The sequence below is a fragment of the Kitasatospora humi genome, from assembly GCF_020907985.1.
Classification (GTDB): Bacteria; Actinomycetota; Actinomycetes; order Streptomycetales; family Streptomycetaceae; genus Kitasatospora; species Kitasatospora humi.
This window is the reverse complement of record NZ_JAJJPA010000005.1, coordinates 241,695-258,763: the sequence shown is the minus strand read 5'-3', so window position 1 is coordinate 258,763 and position 17,069 is coordinate 241,695. Positions and strand designations below refer to the sequence as shown.

19 protein-coding genes and 1 pseudogene are annotated in these 17,069 nt (G+C 73.2%); 1 reads left to right on the top strand and 19 read right to left on the bottom strand.

The window, feature by feature from the left end; translation table 11 throughout:
• Positions 1 to 68 precede the first annotated feature (68 nt).
• The 4 genes from pyrH to LN042_RS08110 form a co-directional block, all read right to left on the bottom strand.
• Positions 69 to 824 carry a UMP kinase gene (gene pyrH, locus LN042_RS08125; protein WP_230049885.1) on the bottom strand — a complete coding sequence of 252 codons (756 nt, stop codon included), beginning with the start codon at positions 822 to 824 and terminating at the stop codon, positions 69 to 71.
• Positions 825 to 1,027: 203 nt separating this feature from the next.
• Positions 1,028 to 1,867, bottom strand: coding sequence for a translation elongation factor Ts (gene tsf / locus LN042_RS08120; RefSeq protein ID WP_230049883.1), 840 nt, complete (start codon positions 1,865 to 1,867; stop codon positions 1,028 to 1,030).
• A 133-nt stretch (positions 1,868 to 2,000) separates the two neighbouring features.
• Positions 2,001 to 2,849 (bottom strand): 30S ribosomal protein S2, encoded by an 849-nt coding sequence (rpsB, locus tag LN042_RS08115; RefSeq protein ID WP_230049881.1) that lies wholly within the window; start codon positions 2,847 to 2,849, stop codon positions 2,001 to 2,003.
• 429 nt (positions 2,850 to 3,278) lie between these two features.
• Positions 3,279 to 3,824 carry a hypothetical protein gene (locus LN042_RS08110; RefSeq protein WP_230049879.1) on the bottom strand — a complete coding sequence of 182 codons (546 nt, stop codon included), beginning with the start codon at positions 3,822 to 3,824 and terminating at the stop codon, positions 3,279 to 3,281.
• Between LN042_RS08110 and LN042_RS37955 the strand changes: the two are divergent.
• Positions 3,760 to 3,951, top strand: a pseudogene (locus tag LN042_RS37955) (M23 family peptidase); the annotation flags it as partial. The gene LN042_RS08110 and the pseudogene LN042_RS37955 sit on opposite strands and share 65 nt — an antisense overlap.
• A 161-nt stretch (positions 3,952 to 4,112) precedes the next feature.
• Here LN042_RS37955 and LN042_RS08105 read toward each other — a convergent pair.
• The 15 genes from LN042_RS08105 to rpsP form a co-directional block, all read right to left on the bottom strand.
• On the bottom strand, positions 4,113 to 4,697 hold the full coding sequence (locus LN042_RS08105; RefSeq protein WP_230049877.1) for a TetR/AcrR family transcriptional regulator: 585 nt from the start codon (positions 4,695 to 4,697) through the stop codon (positions 4,113 to 4,115).
• 62 nt (positions 4,698 to 4,759) lie between these two features.
• Positions 4,760 to 5,560, bottom strand: a complete 801-nt coding sequence (gene whiG / locus LN042_RS08100) for an RNA polymerase sigma factor WhiG (RefSeq protein ID WP_230049944.1) — start codon at positions 5,558 to 5,560, stop codon at positions 4,760 to 4,762.
• Positions 5,561 to 6,164: 604 nt separating this feature from the next.
• Positions 6,165 to 7,382 (bottom strand): DNA-processing protein DprA, encoded by a 1,218-nt coding sequence (gene dprA, locus LN042_RS08095; protein WP_372495689.1) that lies wholly within the window; start codon positions 7,380 to 7,382, stop codon positions 6,165 to 6,167.
• A 29-nt stretch (positions 7,383 to 7,411) separates the two neighbouring features.
• Positions 7,412 to 9,022, bottom strand: a complete 1,611-nt coding sequence (locus LN042_RS08090; protein ID WP_230049875.1) for a YifB family Mg chelatase-like AAA ATPase — start codon at positions 9,020 to 9,022, stop codon at positions 7,412 to 7,414.
• Positions 9,023 to 9,433, bottom strand: a complete 411-nt coding sequence (locus LN042_RS08085) for a YraN family protein (protein ID WP_230049873.1) — start codon at positions 9,431 to 9,433, stop codon at positions 9,023 to 9,025. It lies immediately after the preceding gene.
• A gap of 233 nt (positions 9,434 to 9,666) precedes the next feature.
• Entirely contained in the window at positions 9,667 to 9,993 is a 327-nt protein-coding gene (locus tag LN042_RS08080; protein ID WP_230049871.1) for a DUF2469 domain-containing protein, read from the bottom strand.
• Between the two features lie 56 nt (positions 9,994 to 10,049).
• On the bottom strand, positions 10,050 to 10,535 hold the full coding sequence (locus LN042_RS08075; RefSeq protein ID WP_230049869.1) for an NUDIX hydrolase: 486 nt from the start codon (positions 10,533 to 10,535) through the stop codon (positions 10,050 to 10,052).
• Positions 10,535 to 11,296 (bottom strand): signal peptidase I, encoded by a 762-nt coding sequence (lepB, locus tag LN042_RS08070; RefSeq protein WP_230049867.1) that lies wholly within the window; start codon positions 11,294 to 11,296, stop codon positions 10,535 to 10,537. Before lepB (LN042_RS08070) ends, LN042_RS08075 begins: the two co-directional genes overlap by 1 nt.
• Before the next feature lie 201 nt (positions 11,297 to 11,497).
• Complete coding sequence (gene lepB, locus LN042_RS08065; protein WP_230049865.1) at positions 11,498 to 12,487, bottom strand: signal peptidase I; 990 nt, start codon at positions 12,485 to 12,487, stop codon at positions 11,498 to 11,500.
• A gap of 776 nt (positions 12,488 to 13,263) precedes the next feature.
• Positions 13,264 to 14,226 (bottom strand): signal peptidase I, encoded by a 963-nt coding sequence (gene lepB / locus LN042_RS08060; RefSeq protein ID WP_230049863.1) that lies wholly within the window; start codon positions 14,224 to 14,226, stop codon positions 13,264 to 13,266.
• Between the two features lie 65 nt (positions 14,227 to 14,291).
• Positions 14,292 to 14,642 (bottom strand): 50S ribosomal protein L19, encoded by a 351-nt coding sequence (gene rplS / locus LN042_RS08055; protein WP_230049861.1) that lies wholly within the window; start codon positions 14,640 to 14,642, stop codon positions 14,292 to 14,294.
• A gap of 152 nt (positions 14,643 to 14,794) precedes the next feature.
• Positions 14,795 to 15,613, bottom strand: a complete 819-nt coding sequence (trmD, locus tag LN042_RS08050; protein ID WP_230049940.1) for a tRNA (guanosine(37)-N1)-methyltransferase TrmD — start codon at positions 15,611 to 15,613, stop codon at positions 14,795 to 14,797.
• Between the two features lie 35 nt (positions 15,614 to 15,648).
• On the bottom strand, positions 15,649 to 16,197 hold the full coding sequence (gene rimM / locus LN042_RS08045) for a ribosome maturation factor RimM (RefSeq protein ID WP_230049859.1): 549 nt from the start codon (positions 16,195 to 16,197) through the stop codon (positions 15,649 to 15,651).
• Positions 16,198 to 16,295: 98 nt separating this feature from the next.
• Entirely contained in the window at positions 16,296 to 16,535 is a 240-nt protein-coding gene (locus LN042_RS08040) for an RNA-binding protein (RefSeq protein ID WP_230049857.1), read from the bottom strand.
• A gap of 2 nt (positions 16,536 to 16,537) precedes the next feature.
• On the bottom strand, positions 16,538 to 16,963 hold the full coding sequence (gene rpsP, locus LN042_RS08035; protein WP_101382369.1) for a 30S ribosomal protein S16: 426 nt from the start codon (positions 16,961 to 16,963) through the stop codon (positions 16,538 to 16,540).
• Between the last annotated feature and the right edge of the window lie 106 nt (positions 16,964 to 17,069).

Here is a 17,069-nt window from a genome sequence, read left to right as displayed (position 1 = left end):
GTGGCGCTCACCGCCCGTGGCGTACTGATAGGCCCCGCCAGGTCCGACGGGGCTCGGTTGACGACTGCTCAGGCCCGGACGGAATCCTGGCTGATGAGTGTGCCGATCTTCTCATTCCTGACCGCGCGAGCGATATTGCCCTCGGTCAGGAGCTCGAAGACCAGGATCGGCAGGCCGTTGTCCTTGCACAGCGTGATCGCGGTCAGGTCGGCGACCTTCAGATCGCGCGAGATCACCTCGGCGTACTCCAGCGCGTCGAACCGCACGGCGTCCGGGTTGGTCTTGGGGTCGGAGTCGTAGACCCCGTCCACACCGTTCTTGCCCATCAGCAGGACCTCGGCGTGGATCTCCAGGGCGCGCTGCACGGCGGTGGTGTCGGTGGAGAAGTAGGGCATGCCCATGCCGGCGCCGAAGATCACGACCCGGCCCTTCTCCAGGTGGCGGATGGCCCGCAGCGGCAGGTAGGGCTCGGCGACCTGGCCCATCGTGATGGCGGTCTGGACCCGGGTCTCGATGCCTTCCTTCATCAGGAAGTCCTGCAGGGCGAGGCAGTTCATGACGGTGCCCAGCATGCCCATGTAGTCCGAGCGGGCCCGGTCCATGCCGCGCACCTGCAGCTCGGCGCCGCGGAAGAAGTTGCCGCCGCCGATGACCACCGCGACCTCGGTGCCCTGCCGGACAACCGTGGCGATCTCCCGCGCGATCGCATGGACGACGTCGGGGTCGACGCCGAGCCCGCCTCCGCCGGCGAACGCCTCGCCGGACAGCTTCAGCAGCACCCGACGGCGCGTGCCGTCCGGCGCGGTCTCCTGCGTCTCCTGCATGGACTTCTCCTTCTGCACCTGCTTGGTCACAGGCCCGGGGGTGCTCAGCTCCGGCCTGCGTGTACACGAGAGGAGGCCACTGCCGCGGGAACCGGTACGGTCTCCTGCACGGCAATGGCCTCCTCGTCGTTCATGGTGCCGACTCACTGGGTCACAGTGGTGGCGGCGGTTCCTACCTTAGGCGGGAACCGGGTGAACGTGGCTCAGGCGCCGACCCGGAAGCGGGCGAAGCGCTTGAGGGCGACGCCGTTCTCCTCCAGGACCTTGGCCACGGTCTTCTTGTTGTCCTTCGCGAAGGCCTGCTCCAGAACGGAGTTCTCCTTGACGAAGCCGGTCACGCGGCCCTCGACGATCTTGGCCAGGGCGGCCTCCGGCTTGCCCTCCTCGCGAGCGGTGGCCTCGGCGACGCGGCGCTCGTTGTCGAGCTCCTCGGCCGGGATCTCCTCGCGGGACAGGTACTTCGGCGCGAAGGCGGCGATGTGCTGCGCGACGTCCTTGGCGACCTCGGCGTTCTCCTTGTCCAGCTCGACCAGGACGCCGACGGCCGGCGGCAGGTCGGGGCTGGTCTTGTGCAGGTAGACCGCGACGAAGCCGTCACCGGCGAACTGGGCGAAGCGACGGAAGACGATCTTCTCGCCCAGGTTGGCGTTGGCCTCGTCCACGAACTGCTGGACGGTCTTGCCGGCCTCGATCTCGGAGGCCAGGGCGGTCTCCAGGTCGGCCGGCGAGGTGGCGGCCACGTGCTCGGCGATCTTGGCGGCGACCTCGACGAACTTCTCGCCCTTGGCGACGAAGTCGGTCTCGCAGTTCAGCTCGACCAGGACGCCGGACTTCTTGTCGTCGGCGATCACGGCGGAGACGGCGCCGTTGGAGGCGTCACGGCCCTCGCGCTTGGCAACGCCCTTCTGGCCCTTGATGCGGAGGAGCTCGACGGCCTTCTGGACGTCGCCCTCGGCCTCGTCGAGCGCCTTCTTGCAGTCCATCATGCCGGCGCCGGTGAGCTCACGGAGCTTCTTGACGTCCGCGGCGGTGAAGTTCGCCATGGTGTGAATCTCTTCTCGCGTCTCGCGTGTCTGCGGGGTGGGTGTGCCGGGGTCCTGGTCAGGTCCCGGCACGTGGAGAGAGGGGCACCAGCCGATCGGTACCGGCCGGCTGGTGCCCCTCACCCTCGATGCGTCAGGCCTGCTCGGCCTCGGCGGCCGGAGCCTCGGCGGCGGGGGCCTCGGCGGCGGGGGTCTCCTCGGCCTTCTTCTCACCGGCCAGGATGTCCTGCTCCCAGTCGGCCAGCGGCTGGTCGGCACCCGGCTCGGCCTTGACGTCGCCCTTGGCGACACCGGCACGGGCCTTCAGGCCCTCGGCGACGGCGTCGGCGATCACACGGGTCAGGCGGGTGACGGAGCGGATCGCGTCGTCGTTGCCCGGGATCTTGTAGTCGACCTCGTCGGGGTCGCAGTTGGTGTCGAGGATGGCGACGACCGGGATGTTGAGCTTGCGGGCCTCGCCGACCGCGATGTGCTCCTTCTTGGTGTCCACGATCCACACCGCGCTCGGGACGCGCTGCATGTCGCGGATACCACCGAGGGTCTTCTCCAGCTTGTCGTGCTCGCGCTGGAGGACCAGGAGCTCCTTCTTGGTCAGGCCGGAGCCGGCCACGTCCGAGAAGTCGATCTCGCCGAGCTCCTTGAGGCGCTGCAGCCGCTTGTAGACGGTGGAGAAGTTGGTCAGCATGCCGCCGAGCCAGCGCTGGTTCACGTAGGGCATGCCCACGCGGGTGGCCTGCTCGGCGATGGCCTCCTGGGCCTGCTTCTTGGTGCCGACGAAGAGGATGCTGCCACCGTGGGCAACGGTCTCCTTGACGAACTCGAAGGCGCGGTCGATGTAGTTCAGCGACTGCAGCAGGTCGATGATGTAGATGCCGTTGCGCTCCGTGAGGATGAAGCGCTTCATCTTCGGGTTCCAGCGGCGGGTCTGGTGACCGAAGTGGACGCCGCTCTCCAGCAGCTCCCGCATCGTGACGACGGCCATGGCCGTGCTCCTTGGTGTTACGCCCGGCGCACCGTTGCTGCCCCATGGGCACTCGGCGGCTACCGGGTCTGCTCGGTTGTCCGTGCCGGTCGGGTGACCGCCACGCCTGACGCCCCGACGTGCCGAGCCGACCGGGCCTGGGCGGCGGACCGCGCCGGGCTCGGTGGGACCGAGCGGCACTCGCACGGGTGGGGCGGCTGGGCCGGGCTTCCACCAGTGGCGGGGCGTGCGAAGTCGACCCGGGACACACCGGGTCGCGTGTGAAGTGTACGGGACGGCCCGCGTGACCGGCGACTCAGCGGGTTCCGGGCGCGCTGGACCGGACCGGGGGGCGCGGGGTTGTCCACAGGCGCGGGGTTGTCCACAGGTCCGCGGGCGGGACTTGGCGGGGCGCGGGGCGGGGCGGAACCTCACTGCCATGACGACCTGTCACCCTTGCTGGCCGGTGCCGCCGCCTCGGGCGCGGTGGGTGGTGCTGCTGCTGATGCTGCTCTTCGTGGTGCTGCTGCCCGGGAACGCGCCACCGGGTGCAGCGGCGCCCACGGCGGCGCGTGGAGGGGCCTGGGTGCCGACCGCGAGGGCGGTGCGCAGAGGGGCCGGGGTGCCGACAGCGAGGGCGGTGCGCAGAGGGGCCGGGGTGCCGACAGCGAGGGCGGTACGCGGAGGGCCCGGGGTGCCGACCGCGAGGGCGGTGCGCGGGGTGCTCGGAGTGCCCGCCGGGACGGTGCGCCGGGCGCCTGTGGCGGCGCAGGGTGTGGCGGGGCCGGCCGGGGGTGCGGCGGCGCCGGGCCCCGGGCGGGCTTGGCCGGTCGGCGGGCCCGGTGGTGTGCTGCGCCGGTTCGAGGCACCGCCGCAGCCCTGGGCGCCCGGGCACCGCGGGGTCGACCTCGCCGCCGAGCCGGGCGACCGGGTGAGCGCCGCGCTGGCCGGGGTGGTCGCCTTCGCGGGCGAGGTGGCCGGGCGGCCCCTGGTCACCGTGCTGCACCCGGGCACCGGGGATCCGCCGCTGCGCACCAGCTACCTCCCGGTCGCCGACGGCCCGCCGGTCGGCACCGCGGTGGCGGCCGGCGATCCGATCGGGACCTTGGCGGACGGCGACGACCACTGCGGGGGCGGCTGCCTGCACTGGGGACTGCTGCGCGGCAAGCGCTACCTGGATCCGCTCGCGCTGCTGGGCGCCGGTCGGGCCCGTCTGCTCCCGCTGCGGCCGGGCAGCGCCGGGCGGGCGCCGACTTCGGCCCCGCCACCGACCCGGGTGACGGCTCAGGCACCCGCCACGCCGTGCCGGGCCAGCGCGACGGCGGCGTCCGCGATCTGCTCGCGGTCCGCGGCCGAGCAGTCCGCCGAACGCCGGACCGCGGCCTCCACCAGGCCCTGCAGCAGGGCAGCGGTCAGCCGCGGCTCCGGGTGGCCCAGCGCAGCGAGGTCATCGACGACCAGTTCCGTCAGCGCGCCGTGCGCCGCCCGGATCCGGGCCCGCGCCGCCTCGTCGAGTTCCAGGGTGCCGAGGGCGAGCACGGCGCGGTGCCGGGGGTCACCCGCCAGCGTGAGCTGTCCGCGCACATAGGCCTCAAGATGGGCGAGCGGACCGTCGGCAGCCGCCATCGCCGCCTCGATCTCGGCGGCCCAGAGCGGCAGGTCGAGCTCGCAGAGTTGCTCCACCAAGTCGGTCCGGGAGCGGAAGTACTCGTACACCGAGGAGCGGGCCAGCCCGGTCCTGGCAGCCAGCGCGGGAAAGGTCAACGCCTCGGGGCCGCCCTCGGTCAGCAGCGCGCGGGCCGCGTCCAGCAGGGCGGTGCGCTGCCGCAGGCGGTGCTCAGCCAGGGTGGCGGCTCGGATCTTCGGCACGTCACACACTCTACGGAGGCGGTGCAACCACCGGTCGGAGCGGGCGCCCGGTCAGCCTGGAGTCAGCGCAGATCGGAGAGTTTGGCCCGGAGCTGGAGCACGGACTTGGTGTGGATCTGGCTGACCCGACTCTCCGTCACCCCGAGGACCTGGCCGATTTCGGCGAGGGTGAGGCCCTCGTAGTAGTAGAGCGTCACCACCGTCTTCTCCCGGTCCGGCAGGGTGTTGATCGCTCCGGCGAGCAGCTTGCGCAGTTCGCGGTCCTCGGCGACCTCGACCGGGTCCTCGGCGCCGGTGTCCTCCAGCGTGTCCATCAGGCTCAGCCGCTCGCCGCCGTCCCCGGCGGGGTGCAGCAACTCGTCCAGCGCCACCACGTTGGCCAGCGAGAGTTGGCTGAAAATCGCATGCAGCTCTTCGACCGCGATGCCCATCTCGGCCGCCACCTCGGGCTCGCACGGCGTGCGGCGCAGCCGGGCTTCCAGGGCCGCATAGGTCCGTTCCACCGCCTTGGCCTTCTGCCGGATCGACCGGGGGATCCAGTCCAGGGCGCGCAGCTCATCGATGATCGCTCCGCGGATCCGGCTGATCGCGTAGGTCTCGAACTTGATCGCGCGGTCCGGATCGAATTTCTCGATCGCGTCGATCAGGCCGAACACCCCGGAGGACACGAAGTCGGCCTGCTCGACGTTCGCCGGCAGGCCGACGCCCACCCGGCCGGCCACGTACTTGACCAGGGGCGAGTAGTGGAGGATCAGCTGCTCGCGCAGATTGGCGTCGCCGCTGGCCTTGTAGGAGCGCCACAGCGACTCCAGGGCACTGCGCGGGGGCGGCGGTGAGGGGGGCGGGGGCGCCGGCGCGGGCAGCCGGGCCGGCGGCGTGGCTGTCGGGTCCGCGCGGCGTCGCGCGCCCCGGCTGGGCGGCGGGACGGAGACCAGGCCGGTCGACGCGGCTCGTTGTCCCGTGCCGCCCGCACCACCGCCCGTGCTGCCCATACCGCCCGTGCCGCCCACACCACCGCCCGTGCCGCCCACACCACCGCCCGTGCTGCCCGGGTCGCCTGCGCCGCCCGGACCGCTGCCCGCGCCGCCGACCGACCCCTCGACCGTCGTGGGCTTCGCCGACTGACCGTCGGGGCCGGGACGCACCTCGGTGCCGGATGCCCCCGGGGGCCGGCCGGCACTGGACGCCCTGTGTCCGGGAATGTGTGTGGGCATACGTGGGTCTGCGCCGTTCTGCCGAGTCATGTGCTGATAGGGAAGCCATAGGGAGCGTAGCGTGATCGAGTCGATGCGCTGCGCTACCACCACCTGGCCGTCGCCCGATCCGGTGGCGTTCACCCCGTTGACCGAACGGCATTTCCCACCCGCGACTCGCGCTGGGCCGCACCTCACCGGGTGTCCGTCCCGTGGAGCGGTGACCAGCGCCTTCCCCGGGACGGAGCACTTCCGGCTGACGCCCTGCCGGCTGTCAGCGGATCACCCCCCAGTGCGATCCCGCCCGCTGGACGAAGCCCAACGAGCACAGCTCGTAGAGCAGCTTGAGCACCTGATCGGGTGTCAACCCGGTGCGTCGGGCGAGCTCCTCGGGCGGGGCGCCCGACGGGCCGGCCGGCATCGCCTCCAGTAGGTCGGCGGCCGGGCCGCGCAGCAGGTCCCGCGGCCGCACCGACGCCTGGTGCAGCGGCGCCAGGTCGGCACCGATCGAGCCGATCTGCTCGATCACCTCGGCCGCGCTGGTCACCAGCGTCGCGCCGCCACCGCGGATCAGCGCGTGCACTCCGTTGGAGAGCTCCGAGGTGACCGGCCCGCAGATGCCCATGGTGTGCCGGTTCAGCCTGAGCGCGCGCTGCGCCGTACTGAGCGCGCCGCTGCGCTGGGCGGCCTCCACCACCACCGTGCCCCGGGTCAGCGCGGCGAGCACCCGGTTGCGCAGCACGAAGCGGAACCGGTTCGGGTGCTCCCCGGGCGGCAGTTCGCCCACCAGCTGGCCCTGGTCCCGGATCCGTTCGATCAGCCCGCTGTTGCCACGCGGATAGTGCACGTCAACACCGCAGGCCAGCACCGCGACGGTCATCCCGCCGACCGCCAACGCACCGCGGTGAGCCGCCGCGTCGATCCCGTAGGCCGCGCCCGAGCAGACCACCCAACCGCGCTCCGCCAGGTCGGCGGAGACCTCCGCGGCCACCCTGGCGCCGTACTCGGTGCAGGCCCGCGAGCCGACCACAGCGACCGAACGCAGCGCGAGCAGTCGCAGCGACCCACTGCCGAGCACCCACAGCCCGATCGGGATCGCGTCGCCCAGATCCGCCAACTGGCTCGGCCACTCCGCGTCTCCCGGTGCCAGGAACCGTCCGCCGAGCTCCCGCACCCGGGCCAGGTCGGCGACCGGGTCGGCCTCCGCCAGCCGGCGCCGCAGCATTCCCAACCGCTCGGCGGGGAGCCGGAGTTCGGGGTGCCCCGCGCCGACTCGCAGCACCTGCACCAGTTCGACGGCCGAGCGCCGGCGCAGCCAGCGGCCGACCACTGCGGTGCCCGGCTCCACCGTCCGGCTGAGCGCGACCCGGGCCAACCGCTCCTGCTCGGTCACCGGCCCGGCAGCGCGACCGCCTTCCAGATCGAGCGAGGTCTGCTCCGCCCCACCGTCACCGGACGACCCGGGCGGTCCACCGACCGGCCCCGCGGCCACCCCGCTCTCCGCCGGCTGCCACCCCGCCGTCACAGCAACCCCCCGAGACCGCGCACCCCGCCCGGATACCCTCGCCGCAGCGCCAGCGCGGTGCGCAGCTCGGCGGACCCCGGGGCGCCCCGGCCGGCCAGGTCGGCCACCGTCCAGGCGACCCGGAGCACCCGGTCCAGACCGCGCGCCGTGAGCAACCCGCGGTCCATCTCCCGCTCCACCTCGGCCAGTGCCCCCTGGTCCGGTCGCCACCGGGTGCGCAACTCGCGCCCGGGAACCTGGGAGTTGCTGCGCCAAGGAGTGCCGCTGAACCGGTGTGCGGCCCGCTCCCGAGCCGCCCGGACCCGCGCCGCCACCACCTCGGTGCGCTCCGCCTGCCGGTCACGCTCCAGCAGTTCGGCCTTGGTGACCGGCTCGACCTGTACTCGCAGGTCCACGCGGTCCAAGAGCGGCCCGGAGAGCCGCCCTTGATACCGGCTCACCATCACCGGGGTGCAGTCGCAGCCCTCGCCACGCCGCGAGTACCGCCCGCAGGGACAGGGATTGGCGGCCAGGCAGAGCAGGAAGTTGGCCGGCAGGCGCAGCGACCCGGCGGAGCGGGCGATCACCACCTCGCCGGATTCCAGCGGCTGCCGGAGCGCGTCCAGCACCCGGACGGGGAACTCCGGTGCCTCGTCGAGGAACAGCACCCCCCGGTGGGCCAGCGAGACCGCGCCCGGGCGGGGCAGCCCGCTGCCGCCGCCGACGATCGCGGGCATGGTGGTGGAGTGGTGCGGGGCGCAGTACGGCGGGAGGTCGACCAGGGGACGGCCGGGCGGCAGCAGGCCCGCCACCGAGTGCACTGCCGTCACCTCCAGGGCCTCGGCCGTGGTGAGCGGCGGCAGCAGCCCGGGCAGCCGCTCGGCCAGCATGGTCTTGCCGGCGCCCGGCGGTCCCTTCAGGTAGAGGTGGTGCCCGCCGGCGGCCGCGATCTCCAACGCCTGCCGGGCCTCGTACTGCCCGGCGACATCGCCCATGTCGGGGCCGAACTCGGTGTCGGCGGCGGTGCGCCGCACTGCCGCGCCGGGCAGCAGCAGCCCGGCCATCAGCGGGTCGGGCCCACCGACCGCCGCATCCGGCGGCTCCTCGGGCACCGGCGCGTCGGTGAGCAGCGCGATCAGCTGGCGCAGGCTGCGAACCCCGAGCACCGAGACGCCGGGCACCAGTGCGGCCTCGGCGGCGGTCTGCTCGGCGACCACCACCTGCTTGTAGCCGGCGTCGGCCGCGGCCAGCACCGACGGCAGCACTCCGCGCACCGGACGGACCCGGCCGTCCAGCCCCAGCTCCCCGATGATCAACAGGTCGGCGATGGCCGGCGGGGGCAGCCGCTCGGCGGCGGCGAGCACCGCGCAGGCCACCGCGAGGTCGAAACCGCTGCCGCTCTTGGGGACCGAGGCCGGGCTGAGCCCGACGGTGAGTTTGCGCTGCGGCCATGATTCGCCGCTGTTGACCACGGCGGCCCGCACCCGGTCGCGGGCCTCGCTGAGCGCCTTGTCCGGCAGCCCGACCAGTGTGAACGCGGCGACACCCGGTTCCAGGTCGGCCTGGACCTCGACCACCACGCCGTCCACCCCGACCAGGGCCACCGAGCAGGTGTGGGCGAAGGCCATTCAGACCACCCCCCGCAGGTGCTCGACCCGGGCCGCGCCCCGGGCCCGGCTGACCACCGCGACCAGGTCGATCCGCACCCCGCCGGGCGGCAACGGCACCGGCCCGGGCACCGCGACCTCGGCCAGCCGGGTGAAGTGGGCCGGCCAGCGCTCGCTGAGCCAGCGCTCGGCCAGCGTCCGCAGCCGCTCGCCGCGGGTCTGGTCCAGCGCCTCCTCAGGCCGCTGGAAGCCCTGTTCGGAGCGGGTCTTGACCTCGCAGACCGCTACCGTGTCGCCTTCCAGGGCGACGATGTCCAGCTCGCCCTGGGCGCAGCGCCAGTTGCGCTCCAGGATCCTCAGGCCGTCCCGCTCCAGGCGACGGGCGGCCACCTCCTCGCCGTACCGGCCGAGGGCCTGCTGTGCGTTCCGCACGGCGATCACCTCCCGCTACGGAGGGTGCCGTGCCGCCCCTTGGAGGTCCATCGGCTTCCGCGAAGCTGTGGACAACCCGCCCCCTGTGGAAAACCCCGGTAGCGAGCTCGGCGCCTCGGGCACGGTGCCCGGCGGCGGGTGCCTGACGGCCGGCGACCGGCGGCCGGCGACCGGCGGCCGGTGCCCGACGACCGGCGACCGACGACCGGTGCCCGGCGAACCGCGGCCGGGTGTCAGCCGCCGAAGCCCGAATCGTCCGACGGCAGCTCCAGGTCGCTCTTGGCCAGCTCCTCGATGTTGACGTCCTTGAAGGTCAGCACCCGCACCTTGCGGACGAACCTGGCCGGCCGGTACATGTCCCACACCCAGGCGTCGGCCATCGACACCTCGAAGAACACCTCGCCCTGCACCGAGTGCACCTGCAGCTCGTAGTCATTGGTGAGGTAGAACCGGCGCTCGGTCTCGATCACGTACTTGAACAGCCCGACGACGTCCTTGTACTCCCGGTAGAGCTTGAGCTCCATCTCGGTCTCGTACTTCTCGAGATCTTCCGCACTCATGCCGGCGTCCCCTCACTCGTCAGGTCCCACCCCATTGTGGCCCACGGCGCCCCCGGTCAGAGGGTGACCGGGGCTACTGGTGGTCCCTCATTCAACAACCTTCCCAGCAGCTCGGCGAGCCGCACCGGGTAGACCCGCTCGCTGGTGGCGCGCAGCTCGTCCAGCGTCCACCAGCGCGCCTCGGCGAGCTGCGGCCGCTCCTCGGGCTCGCTGCCGGAGGCGTCCAGGTGAACCTCGCCGGGCCCGGTGCGGGCCAGGTAGAAGACCTGGTGCTGCTGGTAGTCCTGTCCGCCGTAGCTGAACTCGGCCAGGTCGACCGCGACCTGGGGCCCCAGCTCGATCCCGGTCAGCCCGGTCTCCTCGGCCAGCTCGCGCAGCGCCGCCGCCCGGGGCGGCTCCCCCGGCCGCACCCCGCCGCCGGGCGTGAACCACCAGGTGAGGTTCGGCCTGGCCGGGTCGAAGCCGTGGAAGAGCAGCAGCCGGTCCTGCCCGTCGAGCAGCAGCACCCGGGCCGCGTCGCGCTGCCGGACCGGGCCCGCCATCAGCGCCGCCCCCCGGCCCGCCGGACCAGCCCGGCCACCCCGCCGACCAGCGAGGTGACCACGATCAGCGCGGCACCCGCCACGGCCGCCGAGAACTCGGTCTCCAGTGGCCCGGGCCGACCCGCCGTGGGACGGCCCAGGGCGGCGAACGCGGTGGTCGGCGAGTGCAGCCGCGCGCGTGACGGCGGCCAGACGGTCGCCTCGATCCTGGCCTGCACCGCGGAGTCCGGCACGGTGCCGGAGGCCAGCCCCAGGTGCACCCGGGAGTCCTGCGAGCCGGTGCGGTTGTCACCGAGCACGAAGAGCCGGCCGGCCGGGACGGTGACGTTGAACGGGATCGGCGGCGCCGCGCCCGCCGGGGCCAGGTACGGCTCGTCGATCGCCGTGCCGTTGACGGTGATCCGCTGCTGCGCGTCGCAGCAGACCACGGTGTCGCCGCCCACCCCGACCACCCGCTTGACCAGGGTGTCCGACTCCCAGTCGGTGTCGCGGAAGACCACCACGTCACCGCGGCCGACCGCGCTGCCGGAGACCGGCCGACCGGCCAGGGTGTCCCCGGCGTCGATCCCGGGGCGCATCGAGCCGGTGGGCACCTTGAAGAAGTGGTAGCCGACGCCGATCAGGGCCGTGCCGCCGACCATCAGCACCAGGCCGAGCGCCAGCGCGACGCCCTGCAGCACGCCGCCGATCCGGTTGCGGGCGGTCCGCGGGACCGGGCGGGCGGCCTCGGTGCCGGGGGCTCCGGCGGCGACGCTGCTCATGGTTGACCGTCCTAGGTGCGAGAGCCGGACACGGCGGCGGGCCGTGGCACGTCCGAGCAGATTACTCGTCGGTACCACGACCCGCGCAAGAGCCGAGCCACTACCCGATCAGCCGTCCCCGAGCCGAGCGACCACCCGATCAGCCGTCGCCGAGCCGAGCGACCACCCGATCAGCCGTCGCCGAGCCGAGCGACCACCCGATCAGCCGTCGCCGAGCTGACGGCGCCGCAGCCACCAGGCCGCCGGCACCGCGCCGGCCGCGCCGAGCAGCGGCGGTGCGAACGGCATGGCCGCCGAGGCGAGGCCCTTCTGCCCGAAGGTGCCGGGCACCGGCAGGGTCGACCAGTGGTTGATCGGCCAGGCGATCACGAAGGCACGGCCGACCACGTCGCTGTCCGGGACTGCGCCGCCGCCGGGCTGGTCCATGTGGTAGCGGGAGTCCAGCGAGTCGTCACGGTGGTCGCCCATCACCCAGACGTGGTCCGCGGGCACCTTCACCGGGCCGAAGGGCCGGTTGCCGCATGCGCCGAACTCCGGGTTGCTGTTGAAGACGTACGGCTCGTTGAGCGCCACGCCGTTGACCTTCAGCGGCCCGTTGTCGTCGCACTCGACGGTGTCACCGCCCACCGCGACCACCCGCTTGATCAGGTCCTTCTCATTGGCCGAGGGCATCAGGCCGATGAAGCTGAGCACGTCCTGGATGCCGCGCACCACGCTGTTGGAGCTCTGCGTGGACGGCACCTCGTTCAGCCAGCCGCCCGGGTCGTGGAAGACCACCACGTCGCCGCGCTCCGGCTTGGCGCCGAACCACGGCGTCAACTTGTCCACCAGCACCCGGTCGCCGACCTGGAGGGTGTTCTGCATCGACTCCGACGGGATCGAGAAGGCCTGGACGAAGAAGGTCTTGATGACCAGTGCCAGGACCAGCGCGACGACGATCAGGATCGGCAGTTCCTTCCAGAACGAGCGCTGCTTGCGCTCCTTCCGGGGCGGCCCGGTCGTCTCACCGCCGGCGGGCGGCGGGACCGGCGGCTCGTCCGCGGGGTGGCGCGGCTGGTCGGCCGGTTCGCCGTGGCCGCCCGCGCCGTCAACGGGTTCCGCAGGCCCGCCGGAGCCGGTGGACTGGGCCGTACGGCGGCCGGAGCCCTCGGGCTCGCCGGCGCCGCGGGCTCCGATCACGAGATCCCCCACGACTTCTCCTCCCTGCTGTGCGGACGACCTTCGTCCGCGGTCACCAGTGCCGCACAGCGGGCACCACGCCTGCTACTCCTGCACTTCTCTATCACCCCGGGCACCCTCTCCGGGGCTCCCACACGGCAGGCGAGCGTAGCTGTCGGGCTGCCTGCCGGCTCCGCGCCCGTGCCGCAGCACGGCCGGAGCGACGCCCGACACCCCCATAACGAGCGAGGGTTCCTGGGGATCCGGCCGACCTGCCGGAATTTTCGGCGGGCCCTGGGCCGTCGGCCCGCGATGGTCGGGCCGCGCGGTGCCGCCGGGCCGGTGGACCGGCCGGGGCGACCACGAAGGCCCGTCCGACCACGTCGGAGAGCGCCACGGTGCCCCGGTCCGGCCCGGTCATGCGGTAGCCCGGACCGGCCGACGGGTCGCGGTGGTGCCCCGCCATCCACGGCCGCCCCGGCGGCACGGTGATCCGGAGCGGGGTCCGCGAGGGCGGGTTCCCCCGGGCGGGGTGGGACTGCGCGACCGGGGTGCCGTGGACGGTGATCCGCTGCTGCGGGTCGCAGTAGGCGAAGGACTTCACGGTCACCGCGACGGCCGGCGCCGGGACGGGGACCAGCGTCACCTGCGGCACTGCGTGGCGTCGGCGGCGGCGGACCACCCGGCGGGTGACGAGGCGGCGCTCGGCCCGGCCGCGGCGGACCGGCGGCGCCTCCCCCGCCGGGGGACGGCGGCCTCCTCGGCGTCCGGCGCGCAGGCCCGGGCCCGGGTCGGCGGCGGGCGCCGCCCTACCCCCGCGCCCCATGCGCACCGGTCCTCCCTGCCACGGCGACGGCGGCGAAGCCGGCCGGCCGGTCCAGGCCGTGCCAGTGGCCGAGCGGGAACATCACCAGGTCGGCCCGCCCGATCACCTTGCGCACCGGCACGAACCCGCCGCCCGGATCGCCCAGGTGGTCCCGGGAGTCCCGGGAGTCGCTGCGGTGGTCGCCGAGCACGAAGAGCTCACCGGGCGGCACCTGCACGTCGAAGCCGACGCTCGACGGCGCGTCGCCCGGGAAGAGGTAGTCGGACTCGGCCAGCGGCACGCCGTTGACGGTCAGGTGCTGGTCGCCGGCCCGGTACGTCACCCGGTCGCCGCCGACCCCGATCACCCGCTTGACGAAGACCGAGCCGTCGAACGGGCCGACGCCCACCGCCGCACCGAGCTTGCGCAGCGCGCCGCCGATCCCGGGCTGGTCGTCGCCGCCGGGGACGAAGGAGTCGGTGCCGTCGAAGACCACCACGTCGCCGCGCTGCACGGTGCCACCGAACTGGTAGGCGAGCTTGTCGACCAGCAGCCGGTCCCCGGGGCGCAGCGCGTTCTCCATCGAGGCGGACGGGACGGAGAAGGGCTGGGCCACGAAGGCGTTCACCAGCAGCAGCGCGCCGGCGCAGACGGCCAGCAGCTTGGCGGCGAAACGCCAGTCCCAGCCGGGCTCGGACCGCCCAGTCCCCTCGAAGCGCTCGGCTTGTTCGGCCTGCCCGGCCCGCCCGGCCCGCCCGGCCCCCTCGAAGCGCTCGGCTTGTTCGGCCTCCGCGGACCGCCCGGCCTGCCCGGACCCCGCGGCCCGCCCGGCCTGCCCGGCCTGCCCGGCCTCCTCGGCCGTTCGCTCGGGCAACGCCTCCGAAACGGCCGCGGACCGCGCCGGCTCCCCCGCACCCGAGGGTGCGAGGTCGCCGTCGCGGTCCGCGATCGGTTCGTGGGTGCTCATCGGGGCCGAGCTTAGCGGCCCTTTCTGAGCAGGCTGAACCCCCGGGGAGCACCGGGGGCCACGACTCAGCGCTCCCGCTTCTCCTTGATCTTCGCGGCCTTGCCGCGCAGGTCACGCAGGTAGTACAGCTTGGCGCGACGGACGTCACCGCGGGTGACGACCTCGATCTTCTCGACGACCGGGGTGTGCACCGGGAAGGTGCGCTCCACGCCGACGTTGAAGCTCACCTTGCGGACGGTGAAGGTCTCACCGATGCCCGCACCGTGGCGGCGGATCACGACGCCCTGGAAGACCTGGACACGGGAGCGGTTGCCCTCGATGACCCGGACGTGGACCTTCAGGGTGTCACCGGCGCGGAACTCCGGGATGTCGGTGCGCAGCGAGGCCGCGTCGACAGCAGCGAGCTTGTTGCTCATGATGCTCTCCATCGCAGGCGCCACGGGCCGCCCACGGAAATTCGTCACAATGGGGTCTGTTGCGGGCCGCTTCGGCTGGCGATGGCTCCCCCGTGGCGGGGACACCGGTCCACTGGCCCCCTCGCGGGGGTCGGGCGACAGACAACAGCGGCCTATTCTTCCACAGCCTCGGTCACGCCGAGAAATCGACCGGCCGCCTCGTCCCAGCGCAGGCCGAGCACGCTGAGCGCCTCGCGCTCCTTCTTGTCGAAGCCGTCCTGCCGCCAGCGCGCCACCAGGTCGGGGCGGTTGGCCAGGGTGCGGGCGAACGCCTGCTCCCGGCGCCACCGGGCGATCTTGCCGTGGTTGCCGCTGAGCAGCACCTCGGGCACCGCGCGACCGCGCCACTCGGCGGGCTTGGTGTAGACCGGGCCCTCCAGCAGGTCGGCCATCGCACCGGGGGCGAAGGAGTCGTCCTGGTGCGAGGCGGCGTTGCCGAGCACCCCGGGCAGCAGCCGGGCGATCGCCTCGACCATCACCAGCACCGCGACCTCGCCGCCGGCCAGCACGTAGTCGCCGATCGAGGCCTCCACCACCGGCATCCGGGTGGCGGCCTCCTCGATCACCCGGCGGTCGATGCCCTCGTAGCGGGCCGGGGCGAAGGCCAGCCAGGGCTGCTGGGCCAGCTGCTGGGCCAGTTCCTGGGTGAACGGCACGCCGCTGGGCGTGGGCACCACCAGGGTCGGCAGCTCACCCTCAGGGCCGGCCGCCAGCACCGCGTCCAGTGCCTCGCCCCAGGGCTCCGGCTTCATCACCATGCCGGGGCCGCCGCCGTACGGGGTGTCGTCCACGGTGCGGTGCACGTCGTGGGTCCAGGAGCGCAGGTCGTGCAGGTGCACGTCGAGCTGGCCGCGGGAGCGGGCCTTGCCGACCAGCGAGACGTTCAGCGGCTCCAGGTACTCGGGGAAGATCGTGACGACGTCGATCCGCATGCCGTGCCGCGGTCCCTCACCCGTCGATGCCGTGCTCATCGGTCCTGCTCCGGGCCGCCGTCGACCTCGGCCTCGGCGGGGTCGAGCAGCCCCGGCGGCGGGTCGATCACGCAGCGCTGGTTCTCCAGGTCGATCTCGGGCACCAGCTCGCTGACGAACGGCACCAGCGCCTCGCTGCCGTCCGGGCGCTTGACGGTCAGCAGGTCCTGGTAGGGCAGGTGGACCACCTCGGTGAGCTCGCCGACCGGGGTGCCGTCGGTCAGCACCACGTCCAGGCCGATGAGCTGGTGGTCGTAGTACTCGTCCTCGTCCTCCGGACGCTCGTCCGGGTCGACCTCGGCGATCAGCATGGTGTTGCGCAGTGCCTCGGCGGCGGTGCGGTCCTTGATCCCGGCGAACCGGATCAGCAGCTTGCCGCTGTGCACCTTGCCGGACTCCACGGTCAGCGGGCCGACGGCGGCGGGGTCGGTGAGCAGCACCGCCCCCGGGCCGAGCCGCAGTTCCGGCTCATCGGTGCGGACCTCGACGAAGACGTCCCCCCGGATGCCGTGGGCGCGGCCGATCCGGCCGACGACGAGCTGCACGGTTCCACTCCTGAATCTTGCTACTGGATCTGGCTGAGAACGGCGAACGGCCGGGACGCGCGAGGCGTCCCGGCCGTTCCGAGCAACGGTGGTGACCGTCAGCGGAGGTTGTCCACGTCGACCAGGTCGACGCGGACGTTGCGGCCGCCCAGCGCGCCCACCACGGTGCGCAGCGCCCGGGCGGTCCGACCGCCGCGACCGATCACCTTGCCGAGGTCATCGGGGTGCACCCGCACCTCGATGGTGTTCCCGCGGCGCAGGTTGCGCGAGCGCACCTGCACGTCGTCGGGGTGCTCGACGATGCCCTTCACCAAGTGGTCCAGGGCGTCCTCGATCACGATCAGGCCTCGGTGGTCTCGGCGTCAGCCTCGACCTTGTCCGACTTCTTGGCCTTCGGGGTGATGGCGACGCCGGTGGTGGCGTCCTCGAAGCCGGCGACGGCCTTGGCGAAGAGGTGCGAGAAGTCCTCGGTCTTCGGCTCGGCGACCTTCAGCGGCTCCGGAGCCGGCAGGCCCTTGAACTTCTGCCAGTCGCCGGTCAGCTTGAGGATGGCCAGGACCGGCTCGGTCGGCTGGGCGCCGACGGACAGCCAGTACTGGGCGCGGTCGCCGTCGACCTGGATCTTCGAGGGGTTGTAGGTCGGCTGGTAGATGCCGATCTCCTCGATCGCACGGCCGTCGCGCTTGGTGCGCGAGTCGGCGACGACGATGCGGTAGTGCGGGGAGCGGATCTTGCCGAGACGCTTGAGCTTGATCTTGACTGCCACGGGAGCGATTCTCCTGGAGTTGACGTGGGTGAGCGACCGTGCGCCGCGTGGGGCAGCGGGGCCGGCCGTTCCGGTGACACGCCAGCCGCGAGGAGAGAGGGTCCTC